15 protein-coding genes and 1 other annotated feature are annotated in these 18,452 nt (G+C 30.7%); of the genes, 11 read left to right on the forward strand and 4 right to left on the reverse strand.

What is annotated here, in order from left to right; translation table 11 throughout:
• Nucleotides 1-2 precede the first annotated feature (2 nt).
• From FDN13_RS08285 to FDN13_RS08295, 3 genes are all read right to left on the reverse strand, one after another.
• Complete coding sequence (locus tag FDN13_RS08285; RefSeq protein WP_138979766.1) at nucleotides 3-611, reverse strand: TetR/AcrR family transcriptional regulator; 609 nt, start codon at nucleotides 609-611, stop codon at nucleotides 3-5.
• A 143-nt stretch (nucleotides 612-754) separates the two neighbouring features.
• On the reverse strand, nucleotides 755-2,074 hold the full coding sequence (gene argH / locus FDN13_RS08290; RefSeq protein ID WP_138979767.1) for an argininosuccinate lyase: 1,320 nt from the start codon (nucleotides 2,072-2,074) through the stop codon (nucleotides 755-757).
• Between the two features lie 14 nt (nucleotides 2,075-2,088).
• Nucleotides 2,089-3,288: an argininosuccinate synthase gene (locus tag FDN13_RS08295; RefSeq protein ID WP_138979768.1), complete on the reverse strand. Its 1,200-nt coding sequence runs from the start codon at nucleotides 3,286-3,288 to the stop codon at nucleotides 2,089-2,091.
• A gap of 187 nt (nucleotides 3,289-3,475) precedes the next feature.
• Between FDN13_RS08295 and greA the strand changes: the two genes are divergently transcribed.
• From greA to FDN13_RS08320, 5 genes are all read left to right on the forward strand, one after another.
• Nucleotides 3,476-3,943, forward strand: coding sequence for a transcription elongation factor GreA (greA, locus tag FDN13_RS08300; protein ID WP_138979769.1), 468 nt, complete (start codon nucleotides 3,476-3,478; stop codon nucleotides 3,941-3,943).
• A gap of 24 nt (nucleotides 3,944-3,967) precedes the next feature.
• Nucleotides 3,968-4,450 carry a DUF523 domain-containing protein gene (locus FDN13_RS08305; RefSeq protein ID WP_138979770.1) on the forward strand — a complete coding sequence of 161 codons (483 nt, stop codon included), beginning with the start codon at nucleotides 3,968-3,970 and terminating at the stop codon, nucleotides 4,448-4,450.
• A 64-nt stretch (nucleotides 4,451-4,514) separates the two neighbouring features.
• Nucleotides 4,515-5,441: a DUF6414 family protein gene (locus tag FDN13_RS08310; RefSeq protein WP_138979771.1), complete on the forward strand. Its 927-nt coding sequence runs from the start codon at nucleotides 4,515-4,517 to the stop codon at nucleotides 5,439-5,441.
• A gap of 48 nt (nucleotides 5,442-5,489) precedes the next feature.
• Nucleotides 5,490-5,709, forward strand: a binding site (T-box leader).
• A 48-nt stretch (nucleotides 5,710-5,757) separates the two neighbouring features.
• Nucleotides 5,758-7,200 (forward strand): proline--tRNA ligase, encoded by a 1,443-nt coding sequence (proS, locus tag FDN13_RS08315; RefSeq protein ID WP_138979772.1) that lies wholly within the window; start codon nucleotides 5,758-5,760, stop codon nucleotides 7,198-7,200.
• A gap of 102 nt (nucleotides 7,201-7,302) precedes the next feature.
• Nucleotides 7,303-7,839, forward strand: a complete 537-nt coding sequence (locus FDN13_RS08320) for a biotin transporter BioY (protein ID WP_138979773.1) — start codon at nucleotides 7,303-7,305, stop codon at nucleotides 7,837-7,839.
• Nucleotides 7,840-7,887: 48 nt separating this feature from the next.
• On the opposite strand, the gene FDN13_RS08325 is transcribed toward FDN13_RS08320, so the two are convergent.
• Nucleotides 7,888-10,020, reverse strand: coding sequence for a YcdB/YcdC domain-containing protein (locus FDN13_RS08325; RefSeq protein ID WP_138979774.1), 2,133 nt, complete (start codon nucleotides 10,018-10,020; stop codon nucleotides 7,888-7,890).
• Between the two features lie 218 nt (nucleotides 10,021-10,238).
• On the opposite strand from FDN13_RS08325, the gene FDN13_RS08330 reads away from it, so the two are divergent.
• The 6 genes from FDN13_RS08330 to FDN13_RS08355 all read left to right on the forward strand — a co-directional run bounded on the left by FDN13_RS08330 (nucleotide 10,239) and on the right by FDN13_RS08355 (nucleotide 18,435).
• A complete protein-coding gene (locus tag FDN13_RS08330; protein ID WP_138979775.1) occupies nucleotides 10,239-11,552 on the forward strand; it encodes a glycosyltransferase in 1,314 nt (437 codons plus the stop codon).
• Nucleotides 11,553-11,568: 16 nt separating this feature from the next.
• On the forward strand, nucleotides 11,569-12,687 hold the full coding sequence (locus FDN13_RS08335) for a GNAT family N-acetyltransferase (RefSeq protein ID WP_138979776.1): 1,119 nt from the start codon (nucleotides 11,569-11,571) through the stop codon (nucleotides 12,685-12,687).
• Nucleotides 12,688-12,708: 21 nt separating this feature from the next.
• Complete coding sequence (locus FDN13_RS08340; protein ID WP_138979777.1) at nucleotides 12,709-14,532, forward strand: cell division protein FtsA; 1,824 nt, start codon at nucleotides 12,709-12,711, stop codon at nucleotides 14,530-14,532.
• 1 nt (nucleotide 14,533) lies between these two features.
• Nucleotides 14,534-14,821: a thiamine-binding protein gene (locus tag FDN13_RS08345; RefSeq protein ID WP_138979778.1), complete on the forward strand. Its 288-nt coding sequence runs from the start codon at nucleotides 14,534-14,536 to the stop codon at nucleotides 14,819-14,821.
• Nucleotides 14,822-14,857: 36 nt separating this feature from the next.
• The gene (locus tag FDN13_RS08350) at nucleotides 14,858-16,162 is read left to right on the forward strand and encodes a hexokinase family protein (RefSeq protein ID WP_138979779.1); all 1,305 of its coding nucleotides are present in this window, start codon (nucleotides 14,858-14,860) and stop codon (nucleotides 16,160-16,162) included.
• Between the two features lie 239 nt (nucleotides 16,163-16,401).
• The gene (locus FDN13_RS08355; protein ID WP_138979780.1) at nucleotides 16,402-18,435 is read left to right on the forward strand and encodes a urocanate hydratase; all 2,034 of its coding nucleotides are present in this window, start codon (nucleotides 16,402-16,404) and stop codon (nucleotides 18,433-18,435) included.
• Nucleotides 18,436-18,452 lie beyond the last annotated feature (17 nt).

Below are 18,452 nucleotides of genomic sequence, written 5' to 3' on the forward strand. Positions count from 1 at the left end.
TTTTATATAGTTAACATTTTTTTAATCATCATAAATAGAACAGGCTTCATATTGTCGATTGTATCAGGCTCCTCAAGAATAATTGAACTGTATATTACTGAGCCTGTAAGTTCTATTACCATAAACAAAATCTTTTCAATATTGTCATCGCTAAAGCCTTCCTTTTTAAGGCTGCTTAAAAGAAGATCAGCAACTTCCTTCATTTCCTTGTATTCTTCAGGTTTTTGAAGGGCTTTTCTAAAAAGCCCAAAGGAAAGATTTTTGTGAATTATTTTTAAAAGCATTTTATTGTTTTTAAAATATTCAACTATGTAGTCTATAAAACTGATTACTCTGTCGATGTAGTTGTCGTAATTCTCATCCTTTATTTTTTGGAGTGCTTCCTTTATTACAAGGGAGCTCTTTGATAGTATTAGATGATCCATTATGTCATATTTATCTTTGAAGTAAAGATAAAAGGTACCCTTTGCAACTCCAGCTTTTTTAACGATATCGTCTATGGCTGTGCTGCTAAAGCCTTTTGTCAAAAACAAATCATAGGCAGCATCAAAGAGTTTGTTTCTCTTTATTATTTTGTTTTTATGTATTTTATTGATTTTTTCTTTAACCATTCAGCACCCACCTTTAAAATTGACTAATAGTCATTAATCATAATATTATTATATGCATAAATGACTATTAGTCAATTATTTATATATTAAATATTTGTTAATACAAAAAATGTCAGGAAAAAAACTTCCTGACATTTATTTTTTTATATCATTTCTTTTTTTATACCTCTTAAAAGAGCTTTGTCATAATCGATGTATTCATAAACCGAAAAGTCAAAATAATCACCGAATTGGTTAAGTTCCTCAAGGGATAGTTCTTCTATAGATTTGTCCTTATCTTCACAGTATAAAACTATTCTTCCAACTATTCCATGGGCATCCCTAAAGGGAATCCCCTTTAAAACAAGATAATCCGCAAGCTCTGTTGCATTAAGAAATCCCTTTTTAACTGCATTTTTCATGTTTTCCTTTTTAACTTTTATAGTAGGAAGCATTTCAGCCATAACTTTTATGCATGAAAGAGTAGTATCGACGGAGTCAAAAAAGGCTTCTTTATCCTCCTGCATATCCTTGTTATAGGCAAGGGGAAGAGCTTTCATTGTAGTTAATAGTGAAATTAAATTTCCATAAACTCTTCCTGTTTTTCCACGTATAAGCTCGGCTGCATCAGGGTTTTTCTTTTGAGGCATTATGCTGCTTCCCGTTGAAAATTCATCTCCTATTTCAATGAAGCTGAATTCTTTACTGCTCCATAAAATAATCTCTTCACAAAGCCTGCTTAAGTGCATCATTATTATTGAAAAATCAGACATAAGCTCTAAGAGATAATCCCTGTCGCTTACACCATCTAAAAAGTTGTCAACAGGCTTTTTAAATCCCAGCTCCTTTGCAGTAAACTCTCTGTCAATATAATAAGTTGTTCCTGCTAAGGCGCAGCAGCCAAGAGGGCTCTCGTTAAGTATATCTTTGGCATTCTCAATTCTTTTCATGTCTCGCTTAAACATATTAATATAACTTGAAAGATGATATTTAAAAGTTATAACCTGTGCTCTTTGAAGGTGAGTATAACCTGGCATTATAACATCTTTATGTTTTTCACCTAAGTCTTTAAGGGAAATGTTTAGTTTATTTAAACTTGATATTACTTCTTCAGCCTTTTCCCTTGCATAAAGTTTCATATCAAGAGCAACTTGGTCATTTCTACTTCTTGCTGTATGAAGTTTCTTGCCAACATCACCTATTTTTTTAATGAGATTTGTTTCAATAAAGCTATGAATATCTTCATAATCTCCATCTATTTTTAAAATGCCTGTTTCTATATCGTGTAATATATTTTCTAATCCTTTTACTATGAGCTCTCCTTCTTTATTATTTAAAATGCCACATTTTGTAAGCATTTTAGCATGGACTATGCTGCCTAATATGTCTTGTTTGTATAAATTTTTATCAAAGGATAGAGAGCTGTTAAAGCTCTCCATTAGTTTACTTTCAGCTTCTTTAAATCTTCCTCCCCAAAGTTTCATAAATAAAACCTTCCTTATTCTTTAGCATTCATCATTGCTTTAATTTTTGATGGAAGTGAATAAAGATTAATAAAACCTTCCGCATCATAATGATTATATAATGAACCAGTAGAAAAAGACGAGATTTCCTCATTATAGAGTGCATAAGGTGTATCTATTGAAGCAGTTTTTATGTTACCTTTGTATAATTTTAATTTTACTGTTCCTGTAACATTTTGCTGTGTAGTTTCAACAAAGGAATCAAGGGCATCTTTAAGTTGGGTAAACCAAAGCCCATCATAAACAAGCTCACCATATTTTTGTGATACAATTTGCTTGAAATGATATGTTGTTTTATCTAAAGTCAAGCGTTCAAGTTCATCATGGGCATAATATAACAAAGTTCCACCAGGAGTCTCATAAACTCCCCTTGATTTCATCCCAACAAGCCTGTTTTCAATAAGGTCTATAACGCCTATTCCATTTTCACCTGCTACTTTATTCAATAGGCTTAACATATCTACTGGATTTAATTCATTTCCGTTTATTTTTTTAGGTACGCCTTTTTCAAAATATATTTCAACATAGGTTGGATTATCAGGTGCTTTTTCTGGTGGTGTTACTAATAAATACATGTCATCTTTATGTTCATTTGTAGGGTTTTCAAGTTCTCCTCCTTCATGGCTTACATGCCAAAGGTTCATGTCTCTTGAATATATTTTTTCTTTTGTAACAGGAATTTCTATTCCTTTTGATGCTGCATAATCAATTGCATCTTCCCTTGATTTTATATTCCATATCCTCCAAGGAGCTATAATTTTAATGTTTGGATCAAAGGAGGCTATACCAACTTCAAAACGAACTTGATCGTTTCCTTTTCCTGTACATCCATGGCATATATACTTTGCACCTTCGATGTGAGCAATTTCAACAAGTCTTTTTGCCATTAAAGGACGAGCAAAGGCAGTACCGAGTAAGTATTTGCCTTCATATATAGCACCGCTTTTTATACCTTTAAATAAGTAATCAGTTATAAATTCTTCTTTTAAATCTTCTATATATACTTTTGAGGCTCCTGTTTTAATAGCCTTTTCTCTAACGTGGTTCATGTCATCATTTTGACCTACATCTATACAAACTGCAATAACTTCAAAATCATAATTTTCTTTAAGCCAAGGTATAATTATTGAAGTATCAAGACCTCCAGAATAAGCAAGTACAACTTTTTCTTTCATTTTATCACTCCCAATTTATGTTTATTATCAAAACTATTACAAGCATAATTATACATTATTATTTATACATATTCAATAACTTTTTGAATTTTTATACCTAAATATTTTAATATTATGCATACAAATTCTTCTGATTCTAAATAAAATTTTTTTATGGTATTATATTAATATAAGGGGGTAGTATTTTATGAATAACTATCTTACTGAAGAAGCAATAAACAAATTAAAAGAAGAAATTGAATATAGAAAAGTTGTAGTAAGGCATAAGATAATTGAGGATATTAAGGAGGCAAGGGCCTTTGGAGATTTAAGTGAAAACTTTGAGTATAAGGCTGCAAAGAGGGAGAGGGCAAGGAATGAGAGCAGGATAAGGTACCTTGAAAGAATGATAAAAACAGCTAAAATTATAAAAGATGATACTGAAGATAATCAGGTTGGTATAGGCAAAACAGTTACTTTAAGGTTTCTAAAAGAAAATGAGGTTGAAGAATTTAAGATAGTAACAACGGTAGAAGCAGATCCTATGAACAATCTAATAAGTATTGAATCGCCAATAGGTAAGGCAATATTTAAACATAGGGTTGGAGAAATTGTAAAGGTGTATTCTCCTAATGGAGAATATGAAGTAAAAATTGATAAGGTTGTAAAAGAATAATGTAAGAGATAAGAAGGTGAATATATGATTTTAGTTAGTTCTTGCCTTTTAGGGCTTGATACAAGGTACAATGGAAAGAATAATTCAAATGATCTTTTAATTGAATACAGTTGCTACGGTAAGTTTATACCTATATGCCCTGAACAGCTTGGAGGGCTTTCAACTCCAAGGGAACCTTCAGAAATAATAGGTGGAACTGGTAAGGATGTTATGATGGGTTATTGTAAAATTTTAAATTGTAAAGGAGAAGATGTTACAGAGCAGTATGTAAAAGGAGCTAAAGAAGTTATAAAGATAATTAAAATGTTTCCTGTTAAAGCTGCAATTTTAAAACAAAAAAGCCCATCATGTGGTAGTAAGAGGATTTATGATGGATGTTTTAAAGGGAAAATTAGAGATGGAGAGGGAGTTGCTGCTTATATTTTAAGGGAAAATAATATACCTATATATTCAGAAGAAGATATAAATAGAGAATTATTAGAAGAGCTAATATTTAACAAAATATGAGTATAAAAGCACATACTTATCAATATTTCATAGAATGTATTAAAGCATTATTGAGGTATTTAATATGGGTACTTTAGGCATACCTCTATATATGGATAGAAACATAATACTTGATTTGTACTCAACAATTATAAATGGATATATAGAATCAAAGGAAGAATTGTTTTTAAATACTAAAGATAACTATATTAAAACTCAGCTTGGGAATAAAATTTCAAATGGAAATGATAGTAAAAAAACTGATCCAAATGATAAGAACCTTGTAATAAGTAATAGCTTAAGTAATGTAAAAGATAGTTCTTTAAGTTTAGAAAATAGGAGAGGTAAAAGAGTTCAAACAAGAGTTAAAAAAAGTTTTACAACTTTTAGTATATTTAATTCTTTAATAAAGATTATGTATTCCAAGAATATGATTAAATCTGATTTAGGATATGTTGAGGATTTTAATTCTATAAATATAGGCGATTTCTTGGAATTATATACAAAACTTTCTAATAAATCTTTACAAGCCCAAATATCGACTGTTATTTCAATAATAGATTCTTATGATCCAAAGGTGCTTAACAAACTATTGCCTTATGATGATCCTAAATTTAATATAACTAACTTTGAATTTATATGTAAAATGCTAAAGAATCTATTGGATATTCTTAACAAAAACAACACAAATAAAATTATTTTAAAGAGCAAAACCTTTTTTATGGTTCTTGATGTTAATCTTAATTATTTTATGGATAAGAACTCTTATATATATGACAATGTAAATAATAATTTTAAGGTTATGTGTAAAGTAACAAGAAAAATAAGAGAAAATGAACATATAAACCTTCTTGATAAAACTTGTATGTCAAGCTATTATATTGATTTACTAAACCTAACAAAATGCTATCTTGATGTATTAAGAAAATACGATATTATACTTCCGGAGGAATTTTCATATTTAATAAATTATCCTGCGATTGAGGCTAAAGCAATTGCCATGTTTATATAATGTTTCTATTGACAAATTTCGAATTTTATTTTAAGATTTTTATAAATCCTACAGACTATGAAAAGGAATAGTAGAAGCATAGTTCTTTCTTAGAGAGGGGATGGCTGGTGAAAATCCCTAAAGGCGTGCTTTGAACCCACCTTGGAGTTCTGCACTGAAATTTTTTAGTAAGTTGCAGCGGGTTGTCCCGTTATAGATCAAAGAGAGTATACCTATATTGGTATACTAATTAGGGTGGTACCGCCGAATATTAGCCTCGGTCCCTTTGTGGGATGCGAGGCTTTTTTATATTTAAAAATTTTTAGGAGGATTAGGTATGGCAAGTGAAAAAGAAAAGAAATTTGTTGAAGAGATAACTCCAATGGACGAGGATTTTGCCCAGTGGTATACTGATATTGTTAAAAAAGCAGAGCTTGCAGATTATTCAAGTGTAAAAGGCTTTATGATTATCCGCCCTTATGGTTACGCTATATGGGAAAACATTCAAAAGGATCTTGATAGAAGGTTTAAAGAAACAGGTCATGAAAATGTTTATATGCCTCTTTTAATTCCTGAAAGTCTTCTGCAAAAGGAGCAAGAACACGTTGAAGGTTTTGCTCCAGAGGTTGCGTGGGTTACTCATGGAGGAAGTGAAAAGTTAACAGAAAGGCTTTGTGTAAGACCTACTTCTGAAACCATATTCTGTGAACACTTTTCAAAGATAGTTCAATCTTACAAGGATCTTCCAAAGCTTTATAACCAGTGGTGTTCGGTTGTAAGATGGGAAAAGACTACAAGACCTTTCTTGAGAACGGCAGAATTTTTATGGCAAGAAGGACATACTATACATGCAACAGCAGAAGAAGCTGAAGAAGAAACTATAAGAATGCTTAATATATATGCTGCTCATTGTGAAGAAGTACTTGCAATACCTGTTATAAAAGGACGCAAAACTGATAAAGAAAAATTTGCAGGTGCTCAGGCTACCTATACTATAGAAAGTTTGATGCATGATGGTAAAGCACTTCAGTCTGGAACGTCTCATAATTTTGGAGATAATTTTGCAAGGGCTTTTGATATTAAATATCTTGATAAAGAAGGAAAGCTTCAGTACGTTCATGAAACCTCCTGGGGATTTACAACAAGAATGATAGGTGCACTTATAATGGTTCATGGTGATGATAGTGGACTTGTACTACCACCGAGGGTTGCACCTATACAAGTTGTTGTAATTCCAATTGCACCTCATAAAGAAGGAGTTCTTGAAAAAGCTTATGAAGTTAAGGACAGAATATCAAAAGTTGCAAGGGTCAAGATAGATGATAGTGATAAAATGCCAGGATGGAAGTTTAACGAATATGAAATGAAAGGAATACCTGTTAGAGTTGAGATTGGACCAAAGGATATAGAAAACAATCAGGTTGTATTTGTTAGAAGAGATAATAGGGAAAAGATTGTTGTTAAAATGGATGAGATTGAAGGAAGAATAGTTGAGCTTCTTGAAGATATTCAGATATCACTTTATAATAAAGCAAAGGCTCATAGAGATGCAAGAACTTCCATAGCTACAAATATGGAGGAATTTAAAGATATTGTTGAAAATAGACCAGGATTTATAAAGGCTATGTGGTGTGGAGATAGGGAATGCGAAGATAAAGTAAAAGAATTAACTGGGGCAACTGCAAGATGTATGCCTTTTGAACAGGAACATGTATCAGATAGATGCGTATGCTGTGGAAAAGAAGCTAAAAAACTTGTATATTGGGGAAAAGCATATTAATAAAAAGCGGCCATTTGGCCGTTTTTTATTTTTATACTTTACTAATATATTCAAATATTATAATATAGTATTAGTACCACATAATAAATAAGGAGGAGTACTATGAAAACGAAGGAATTGATTCTTGTAGCATTATTTGCAGCCCTTACGGCAATTGGTGCTTTTTTAAAGATTAATATAGGATATATACCTTTTACGCTTCAGTTTTTCTTTTGTGCGTTGTCTGGTGTTTTGCTTGGAGCAAAACTTGGGGCATTGTCACAGATTATATATGTTACTATAGGGCTTTTTGGACTCCCTGTATTTTCAAATGGAGGAGGGATAGGGTATGTTTTTAAACCTTCATTTGGATTTATTATTGGTTTTATATTTTCTGCATATATTATTGGTATTTTATCTAACAAAAATAACAAATTTTTCACACTATTTATAGCCCAGCTTTTAGGCCTTATAGTTTTATATATTTTTGGTAGCATTTATATGTATGCCATTATGAATTTTTATATTGGTAAAGCTTTTTCAATCATAAATATTATAAAAGTAGCAGTTATGCCTTTTATAGGAGTGGATATAATAAAAATATTTTTAGTGTCTTTAATAGGAACTAAAATAAGACCTATAATACAAAAGACTGTATAAGTATTTTTAAGATATTGAATAATAATAAAAAGGAGGGGTACCTCCTTTTTATTTTGTATCTAAACTGTTTAGATAGTTTACAATTATGGTAGCAGCATCTCCTCTTGTTATAGTATTTAATGGATTGAAAAAGTCATTGTCTAAAGGCATTATCTTAAGTTCAGAAATTATTGCAATATATCCCTTATAATCTTGTGATATCATGTTTGCATCTTTTATTTTTGATATATCATACATATCGGGTTTATTTGCAACAAGACCAAGACCTAAGGAGTTTACAATAATTTTTGCTGCCTGCTGCCTTGTAACTTCACTATCAGGGCTTTTTTCATTTTCAGATATTATATTTTTGCTTATCGCCTGCTTATAATATACGTCGTAGGAATTGTCATCACTTATATATGGATCAGTAGATAAAACAAGAAGTTTTATAAAATCTTTTTGAAGTATTTTATCATCTGGTCTAAATTTATCTGAACTATCTTTTAATATGCCCAATTCAGCTAAAAGTTTTATACTGTTTTCATTTGGATTTCCTTTAATATCTGTATATTCAGCAGTAGCAGAATTCTTTTCATTAATTGGATCCCCATTGTAATCTAATACATAACCACTCTTTGCATCAAGCATTCCACTGAAGGAATCGAGTACATAAGCAAGCTTTATTTGAGGCTTACTATTTGGGTTAATATAATTATAACATTTTACATATTTAAGAGAAAAATTTAGTTTTTCAAATAATATATTATAAGCATCTTCAATATTTATTGTATCGTTTTTAGACGGAAGATTTAATTTGGTTGACCAACTTATATTAAATCCACAAACCTTTCCAGTATAGCAATTTACATTTATATTTATTGTATCAAAGTTATATACAATATCATCTGTTTTTCTTATATATCTAAAGTAATAGATTGGAGATATATAGTTTAAGTCGTTAGAAATATAATATTCATTATCTCTGGATTCAATTTGATTAAACTTATCAGGATATACGCTTTTTATAAATTCTTCTGCTATTTTTTTTGATTGCTCTTTATCATATAAAGGCTTTTTATCCTTTGATGGCTGGTCAAAGTCAGAACCACCAAAATAGAAGGATTTTATCTCAGAAGTTAATGCATCAACCTTTGCGCTCATATAGTTATAGGTGTTTGTTGAAGGATTGCTGTTCTCCCAATACAAATACCATGCTGCATCATCATCAAGGCTATATGAATAAAGATTTGCATTAGTTAGATTATATTTATCATCCAGTGGTAGATATTGCTTTGCAATTTCTATAGCCTTTTCCTTTGTGATGTATTTACTTGTTAAGTCAATTTCCTTTTGTTCTTCATTTGTCAGCTGAGGTGCTTGAGTGCTATCCTTTGAATTTGTATCTCCATTTTTAATAAAAGGAATGTAATAACCGTTTTTAATTATATTTCCTGTAACTGCATCTATTGGCATATTCCCGTTTTTTAGAGAATAAACGAGTATAGGCACATTTTTGCTAAGTTTTGAATTATAAACCATTGAATAAGCAAGTTCTAATCCAAGCTTATCCTTGAAAATGTTTTTTGCAGTATCAATGCTTATTGCATTTGAAGAGTCTGGAAGAGTTATATTATCCCAATTCAAATTGTAACTTCGTATTTTTAGATTATTTTTATCTACTGAAACTGTGATGCCATTATCGCTAAACTCAATACCATTTGCTACTCTTATAAAATTAAACGTGTAAACATCTGAATAAGAGTCATATCCATAAATGCTACGTTGCTTATCATCTAATTTTAATTCTTTATACTTTTGGGGTTGAAGTTTAATAATCAAATCAGAGGCTACCTTTTGAGCAGACGATTTTGAATATTTTGGTATCCTATTATTTGAATATACAGAGCCATCTGACATACTCATGCTTATGATTTCTCCTGTTTCAGCATCAACTGAAACGTAGATATTTTCACCTGTTTGCTTTTTAGAATACCAATTAAGTTCATATATTTTTCTACCGTTCATATTTTCTATATAATTTTGTTTAAAGCTAAGGCCTTCTGTATTTATATCAAATGCCGATTTTGCTATTTCTATTGCTTTGTTAGGAGGTATTTTATCTTGTGCATTAGCTCGAATTGGAGTTGTATATATAAAAAGCATACACAGTATAATTAAAGAGCATATTATCTTTCTCATAAAAATCTCCTTTCTTTTGATTTTATCAATATATATGACGGAACAATTTATTAAAAGTTCCACATATTAGACAAATAAATAATTTAAATTTTTGTATCATTATACTTTTAAGTCAAATGGATAAAATACTCATTGTGGATTATATTTTAATATGATTATTTTTGTATATTTGGTAAAATATAATAAAGGTTAATCTGGAATATGAAAGGAAGAATAAGATGAAGAAAAAGATACTTATTGTTTATGAAAGAATGGGAATGGGACATCTTAGGATGGCAAATATATTAGAAGATATGTTAAAGACAGAAGAAGTAGAAATTATAAAATATTCGGGAAGTGATATAGCAGGTTCTTCTGATGTTGATTTTATTATACATCTTTGGAACTTTTTAATAAGAAAAAACTTAATAAAGACAGCAGATGTACTTTTAAATTTTATAATAAGGATATTAGGAGTTCCTATCTTAGAGGTTTTAAACACTAAAGATTTTATGAATAAACTTGAAGATATAAATCCAGATATAATTATATGCACAGCAGATGGATACAATAAAGTGTTAGGTACATATTCTAAAGAGAAGAAAATACCTTTTTTTATATTTTTAACGGAGGTTTCTGTATTTATTGATATTGTGAATCCTTATGCTATCCATATATGCTACTTTAATGAAACGGGAGAAGCTATAAGAAACTACGACTTTGGTAGTACGTATTTTTCTTATAACCTTGATAGAAAAAGTACTATGTTTGAAAAAATACGATATGTTTTAAAATTTTATAAAGAATATGTGCTTTTAGCGTATAAAAATTCTATATATAGAAATCCCGAAGGCTTTTTTGAAGAGAATAACTATGCAAAGTATGAAGTTATAGGACCTCTTGCAGAGAAAAAACATTTTGATAAAAAGGACGTTAAAGCAATAAGAAATGAACTTGGTATACCTGAAGATGTAGATACAATACTTATTGCAAGTGGGAGCATAGGAGGTAAACTTATTATAAAGATTATAAAGTATATATGCGAAAATTATAATAAGCCATTAAATATCCTTGCAATGTGTGGTAATGATGATATAACATATAACAAACTAAAAATGTATAAAAATGTTAATACAATGATAAACATATTTTTATTTCAATATACTGATAGATTTGATAAGTTTATTGCTGCATCAGACTGTATAATAGCAAGAGCATCTGCTGGTATTTTTATTGAAAGCCTATTAAACAGGACACCAGAAATTACATTTAAAAGAGTTACCTCAAATGATAAGGGAGCTATAACTATGATAGAAAAATATGGCCTTGGGGAAGTTTGTGACGATGAGAATGAGATGGTATTAAAGCTTGCTAAGGTACTTGAAAACAAAAAACTATATAAAAACAACATAGACAGACTGCTTTTAAAGTATTCAAAAACTTATGAAGATAAGAAAAAATTAATAAGAAGTATTATCCTTGAAGGGAATCATTCTAACTATAATGATAATGCTGAAGTAGCAGCTGATGTAATCTCAGATACTTTAATCTAAAAGTTTGGAGGATTTTATGCTAAAGATAATAGAGATAAAGAATAAGAAGGGATTTAAAAAATTTATTGATCTTCCTTATGATATATATAAATATGATAAAAACTGGATACCACCATTGAGATATGATTTAATGAATAAGCTTGTTGGAAAAAACAATCCTCTTTTTTCAAGTGGTGACCATAGCTTTTTTATGGTATATAATGACAATAAGCCATTAGGGAGAATTTGTGTAGGAATAAATGATGATTTAAATAAAAAGAAAGGGATTAATGAAGGATATATTTCTCTATTTGAATGTATTAATGATAAGGATGTTGCATTTTTACTTTTTGATACAGCAGTGAAATGGTTAAAGGATAGGGGAATGAATAGTATGCGAGGTCCAGTGTCACCTACTAACGGAGATGATTATAAAGGACTTTTAGTTAAGGGATTTGATGGTCCTCCTGTACTTATGAATTCTTATAATCCTGAATATTATGTTAAATTATTTGAATATTATGGTTTTCAAAAGTTTTATGATTTATATGCATATTATTATGACTTATCCAATGCTGACTTTAAAAAATATGGAAAAGTAGTTGAATTTGCAATGAAAAGATATAATTATCATATAGATAAAATAGATTTAAAAAGATTTGATAGAGAAATAACAGATATTAAAAAGATACTAGATATATCAATGCCTATGGAGTGGGAAGATTTAACCGTTCCATCATTAGAGGATATTAAAGCTGAAGTTAAAAATTTAAAACGAATGGTTGATCCTGATATAATTGTTATTGCAAGATCTATGGACACGCCTATTGGCTTTGCTGTTGCTCTGCCAGATTATAACCAAGTTTTAAAACACTTAGGGGGAAGACTTTTTCCATTTGGGCTATTTAAACTATTATGGTATAAAAGGAAAATAAATTCAGGAAGGTTATTTATAATGTTTGTTATACCTGAATATAGAAAAAAAGGTGTTAGTAGTGCAATGCTTTATAAAATATTTGAAGAAGGGCTTAAAAAAGGATATATTTATGGTGAAGGATCTACCATTGGAGAGACAAATTTAGCTATGAGAAGAGATGTTGAAGGCTTTGGTGGAAAACATTATAGAACATATAGGATTTATAAAAAGCAGATTTAAAACTTTTACGGGGTGGGACTAATGAGCTACGATAATTTTATATTTGCTCTTGACATTGGGACAAGAACTGTTGTTGGAGTTGTTGGATATGAGAAGGATTTTAAATTTGAGATAGTTGCTTATGAGTCTTTAGAACACAAAAGCAGGGCTATGTATGATGGACAAGTTCATGACATAGACAAAGTTGCTTCAGTTGTAATACAAGTAAAAGAAAAACTTGAAAAAAAGCTTGGTTTTCCATTGAAAAAAGTTGCAATAGCTGCTGCAGGAAGAGCATTAAAGACTAAAATGGTAAAATTCCAAAAAGAATTTGAGTCGTTATGTGAAATAGATAATGAACTAATAAGCAGCCTTGAGATGGAAGGAATAGACCTTGCAAGGAAAAATCTTAATAATGAGCTTGGGGAAGATGAAAAAACTATATATTATTGTGTTGGATATAGCATAATAAATTACTATTTAAATGACTATTCTATATCGTCACTTTTAGGACATAAAGCAAAATCAATTGGGGCAGATATACTTGCTACTTTTCTTCCTCAAACAGTAGTTGAAAGTCTCTATGCAGTGGTAAAAAAAGCAAATCTTGAAGTATGCAACTTAACTCTTGAGCCCATTGCAGCTATAAATGTTGCAATCCCTAAAGATTTAAGAATGCTAAACCTATGTCTTGTTGATATTGGTGCAGGAACCTCTGATATTGCAATAACTAAAAGTGGTTCTGTAGTTGCTTATGCTATGGTGCCTATTGCAGGTGATGAAATTACTGAAGCTATATGTGAAAGTTGCCTTGTGGATTTTAATACGGCAGAGAAGATAAAACTTTCTTTATCAGGTAGTAAAAAAGAAATATCCTTTATAGATGTAATGGGCATAAAACAAGTAAAAAAGGTTGAAGAGATTGTAAAGATTATTGAACCTGTAATTGAAAATTTAGCTGAGGCTATATGTGAAAAGGTTAAAGAATATAATGGTAAATCGCCGGCGGCAGTGTTTTTAATAGGCGGAGGAAGTAAGATTAAAAATCTTGATAAAATAGTTGCACAAAAGCTTAATTTGCCCTTAGAGAGAGTAGCTGTAAGGGGCACTGAAGTTTTAAAGGATATTAAATTTAAAGGTAAAAAATGTTCAGGACCAGAAGCTATAACCCCTTTGGGTATTGCATTTACTGCTTTAATGCAAAAAGGTGCCGACTTTATTTATGTTAGAGTAAATGGAAAAAGTGTGAGGTTATTTAATTCAAGAAGTATGACTGTATCAGATGCACTTAGCCTTTGCGGATTTTCAGGAGATAAGATTATAGGAAGAAGTGGTAAAGCATTAAATTTTAAATTAAATGGAAATAACAGAACTATATTGGGGGAGGCAGGTAAACCCTGTGAAATATATGTAAATGGAAAAGTTGCAAATTTAAGAACAGAGATTAATAATGGAGATGATATAGCTATTAATATAGCACAGAAAGGCAAAGATGCTGTTTTAACAGTTCAAGATTTAATGATGGAGTATGGATGCAATAATGCTTTAATAACTGTGAATGGGGTTGAGGTATTTAAGGATTATGTTATCAAAAATGATGATAATATAGAGATTAAGGTAGTGAATGATGAAATTGCAGCTGAAAAGGATATTGAAAAAGGAATAACTGTTACAGTAAATGGCAAAAGCGTCTTTTTAAATGAAAAAGATTCATATATATTTGTAGATATATTTAACTATATAGATTTTGATGTTTCAAATGCAAAGGGGAATATTGTACTAAAGTTAAATGGTAAGGATGCTTCTTATACTGATGTTTTAAATGATGGTGATGTAATTGATATATATTGGGGAAAGGAGGGGTGATATGTCAAAGTGTAACGTAAGTTTTCAAATAATACCTAATGTTGAGGAAGAGAGGCTCTATGATGTTGTTGACAAAGTAATAGAATACATTAAATCCTGCAACGTTAGGTATGAAGTAGGACCAATGGAGACAACTATGGAGGGAGAATTGACTGAACTTTTAAGGATAGTTGAAAAATCACAAGAAATTTGTGTAAAGGAGGGTGCAAATAGAATTATTTCTGTTGTTAAGATTGATTATAAAAAAGACGGAGTCACTATTGATGAAAAGATAAAAAAATATAGATAAAAATTTATTATATTTTAATAAAGTGAGGGGTTTAAAATGGATAGTTTAAAAAATACAGTAATAAATTTCTTGAAAAAATATGATATGTATTATGAGGATATTCATTTTAATGAAAACCGCGATGTTTTTTTAAAAGAGATGGAGGATGGTCTATGTGGAAATGAAAGTTCTCTTAAAATGATCCCTACATATATTTCTGTTGAGGGTGAAATACCTGTAAATGAGCCTGTTATAGTAATGGATGCAGGTGGAACGAATTTCAGAGTTGCAGTTGTTAGCTTTAATGAAAAATTAGAACCAACAATATCAGATTATAATGTATATCCTATGCCAGGATCTGATAAGGAAATTTCTAAAGAGGAATTTTATGATACTGTTGTAGATTATATTGAGCCTGTTATAAATAAAAGTAAGAAGATAGGATTTTGCTTTTCTTATCCAACTGAGGTACTACCAAATAAAGATGGTAAAGTTCTTCAGCTTAGTAAGCAAGTAAAAATAAACGGAATTGTAGGAGATATAATAGGAGAAAATCTTATAAAAAGAATTAAAGAAAGAGGGCTTGATGGAGACAAGAAAATAGTTATTTTAAATGATACAGTTGCAACTCTTCTTGGAGGAAAAATCTCATCTCCCAAAAAGGTATTTGATAGCTACATAGGTTTTATACTTGGTACAGGAACTAATACATGTTATATTGAAGATATATGCAATATTAAAAAGATATCAAATATCACAGATAGTAAAAATATGATTATAAATATTGAATCAGGAGGGTTTGCAAATATAAAAAGAGGCTTGATTGATAAAGAAATGGACATGGAAACTGTTGATAAAAACCAATATATATTTGAAAAGATGATATCAGGTAGGTACTTAGGGCCAGTAATTTTTAATGTTATTAAAAAAGCTTGTGATGAAGGAATTCTATCTAAGGAATTTTCATCAAATATAGCTAAAGTAGATATGCTCCCTTTACCTGAAGTGAGTGAATTTTTAGAATATCCATATTTCCAAAATATATTATCAAGTTGCTGTGCTAATGATAATGACCGTTTAATTTTATTTTATCTGATTGATTTTATCATAGAAAGGGCAGCAAAACTTGTTGCTATTAATCTTGCTGCAGTTATTGTTAAATCTCAAAAGGGTAATAATCCTTTAAAGCCAATTTGTATTACAGCAGATGGTTCAACATTCTATAAACTTAAAGACTTTAGAAAGAAGCTTGATTTTTATGTGAAAAAATATATAAATGATGAAATGGGTTATTATATAGAATTTACAAAAATAGATAATGCACCTATAGTTGGAGCAGCTGTTGCGGGACTTATTAATTAGTATAATCAGTATGCTTTTGTTTAATGAGCTTATAGGATGTTAAAGCTTATTAATAGAAGTTGCATTTTAAAATGCAACTTCTTAATGAACAAAATCAAGCTAAGCATTATATAGGCTCTTTTGTTTTTATATGATTATAACTATATACAGTATAAATACAGGATTTAACTTTTACTAAATGAAACAAAATAATATTAAATTATTTATTTTATACGGAAAATTATAAAAGGGGTGATATTATGTTTAGCAATATTGATATAAGTGAGGCTATGACAATAAAGCTTGATGATGAGCTTCCAAAGATGCCCGAGTTTATACCTGGCATTAGAAGAGCACCAGATAGAGGTTTTACTTTAACTAAAGAGCAAACTGAAATAGCTTTAAAAAATGCATTAAGATATATACCAGAAAAGTATCATGAAATACTTGCCCCAGAGTTTTTAAATGAACTTATGACAAGAGGAAGAATATATGGCTATAGATTTAGGCCGGAGGGAAGAATATACGGTAAGCCTATTGATGAATATAAGGGAAACTGCATAGAGGGAAAGGCTTTTCAGGTTATGATAGACAATAACCTTGACTTTGAAGTGGCCCTTTATCCTTATGAACTTGTAACTTATGGTGAAACAGGTCAGGTATGTCAGAACTGGATGCAATATAGGCTAATAAAGAAGTACCTTGAAGTTATGACAGATCAACAAACTCTTGTAATAGAATCAGGACATCCTTTAGGGCTTTTCAAATCAAAGCCTGATGCACCAAGGGTAATTATAACAAATGCAATGATGGTTGGTATGTTTGACAATCAAAAGGATTGGCATTATGCTATGCAAATGGGAGTTGCAAATTATGGACAGATGACAGCAGGAGGATGGATGTATATAGGTCCTCAGGGAATAGTTCATGGTACTTTTAATACCATACTAAATGCTGGACGTAAAAAGCTTGGTATAGGGCCAACAGAGGATTTAAGAGGACACCTTTTCATATCCTCAGGTCTTGGGGGAATGAGTGGAGCTCAGCCAAAGGCTGCAGAGATTGCTAATGCGGTTGGAATTATAGCTGAAGTTGATTATTCAAGAATAAAAACAAGATATGATCAGGGCTGGGTAAAGACGATTTCTGATGATCTTGATGAGGTTTTCAGAATTGCTGATGAATATTTAAAGAAAAAGGAACCAATGTCTATAGCATATTATGGTAACATAGTAGATTTACTTGAATATGTTGTTAAGCATAATATAAAAGTTGAGCTTTTATCTGATCAGACTTCCTGCCATGCTGTATACGATGGAGGATACTGCCCTCAGGGACTAACCTTTGAAGAAAGAACAAAGCTTTTAAAAACAGATAGGAATAAATTCAAAGAATATGTAGATAGAAGTTTAAGGAGGCATTTTGAACTTATAAAAACTCTTGTTGACAGAGGAGCTTACTTCTTTGATTATGGGAACTCCTTTATGAAGGCAGTATTTGATGCAGGAGTTAAAGAGATATCAAAAAATGGTGTTGATGAAAGGGATGGATTTATATTCCCATCCTATGTTGAAGATATAATGGGTCCAGAGCTTTTTGATTATGGATATGGACCATTTAGGTGGGTATGTCTTAGTGGAAAAAAGGATGATCTTATTAAAACTGACCATGCTGCAATGGAGTGTATAGATCCAAATAGAAGAGGACAAGATAGGGATAATTATATATGGATAAGAGATGCAGAAAAGAATAATCTTGTTGTTGGAACACAGGCAAGAATTTTATATCAGGATGCTTATGGAAGAATGAAAATAGCATTAAAATTTAATGAAATGGTAAGAAAAGGTGAAGTAGGGCCTATTATGCTTGGCCGTGATCATCATGATGTTAGTGGAACTGATTCACCTTTTAGAGAAACGGCTAATATAAAGGATGGAAGCAATATAATGGCTGATATGGCAGTTCAATGCTTTGCAGGCAATGCAGCCCGTGGAATGAGCCTTGTAGCACTCCATAACGGCGGAGGTGTTGGAATAGGAAAGGCTATAAATGGAGGCTTTGGACTTGTACTTGATGGAAGTGAAAGAGTTGATGAAATTATAAAATCTGCAATGCTTTGGGATGTTATGGGTGGCGTTGCAAGACGTGCCTGGGCAAGGAATGAACATTCAATTGAAACAAGTATTGAATACAATAAGCTTAATGAAGGAACAGATCACATAACACTTCCATATATAGCTTCTGATGATTTAGTTAAGAGAGTCGTTGAAGAAGGATTTAAAAGCAGAAAATAATATAAAGGATTGGTGAT

It is taken from the genome of Caloramator sp. E03 (genome assembly GCF_006016075.1).
In the GTDB taxonomy this organism is placed as follows: Bacteria; Bacillota; Clostridia; order Clostridiales; family Caloramatoraceae; genus Caloramator_B.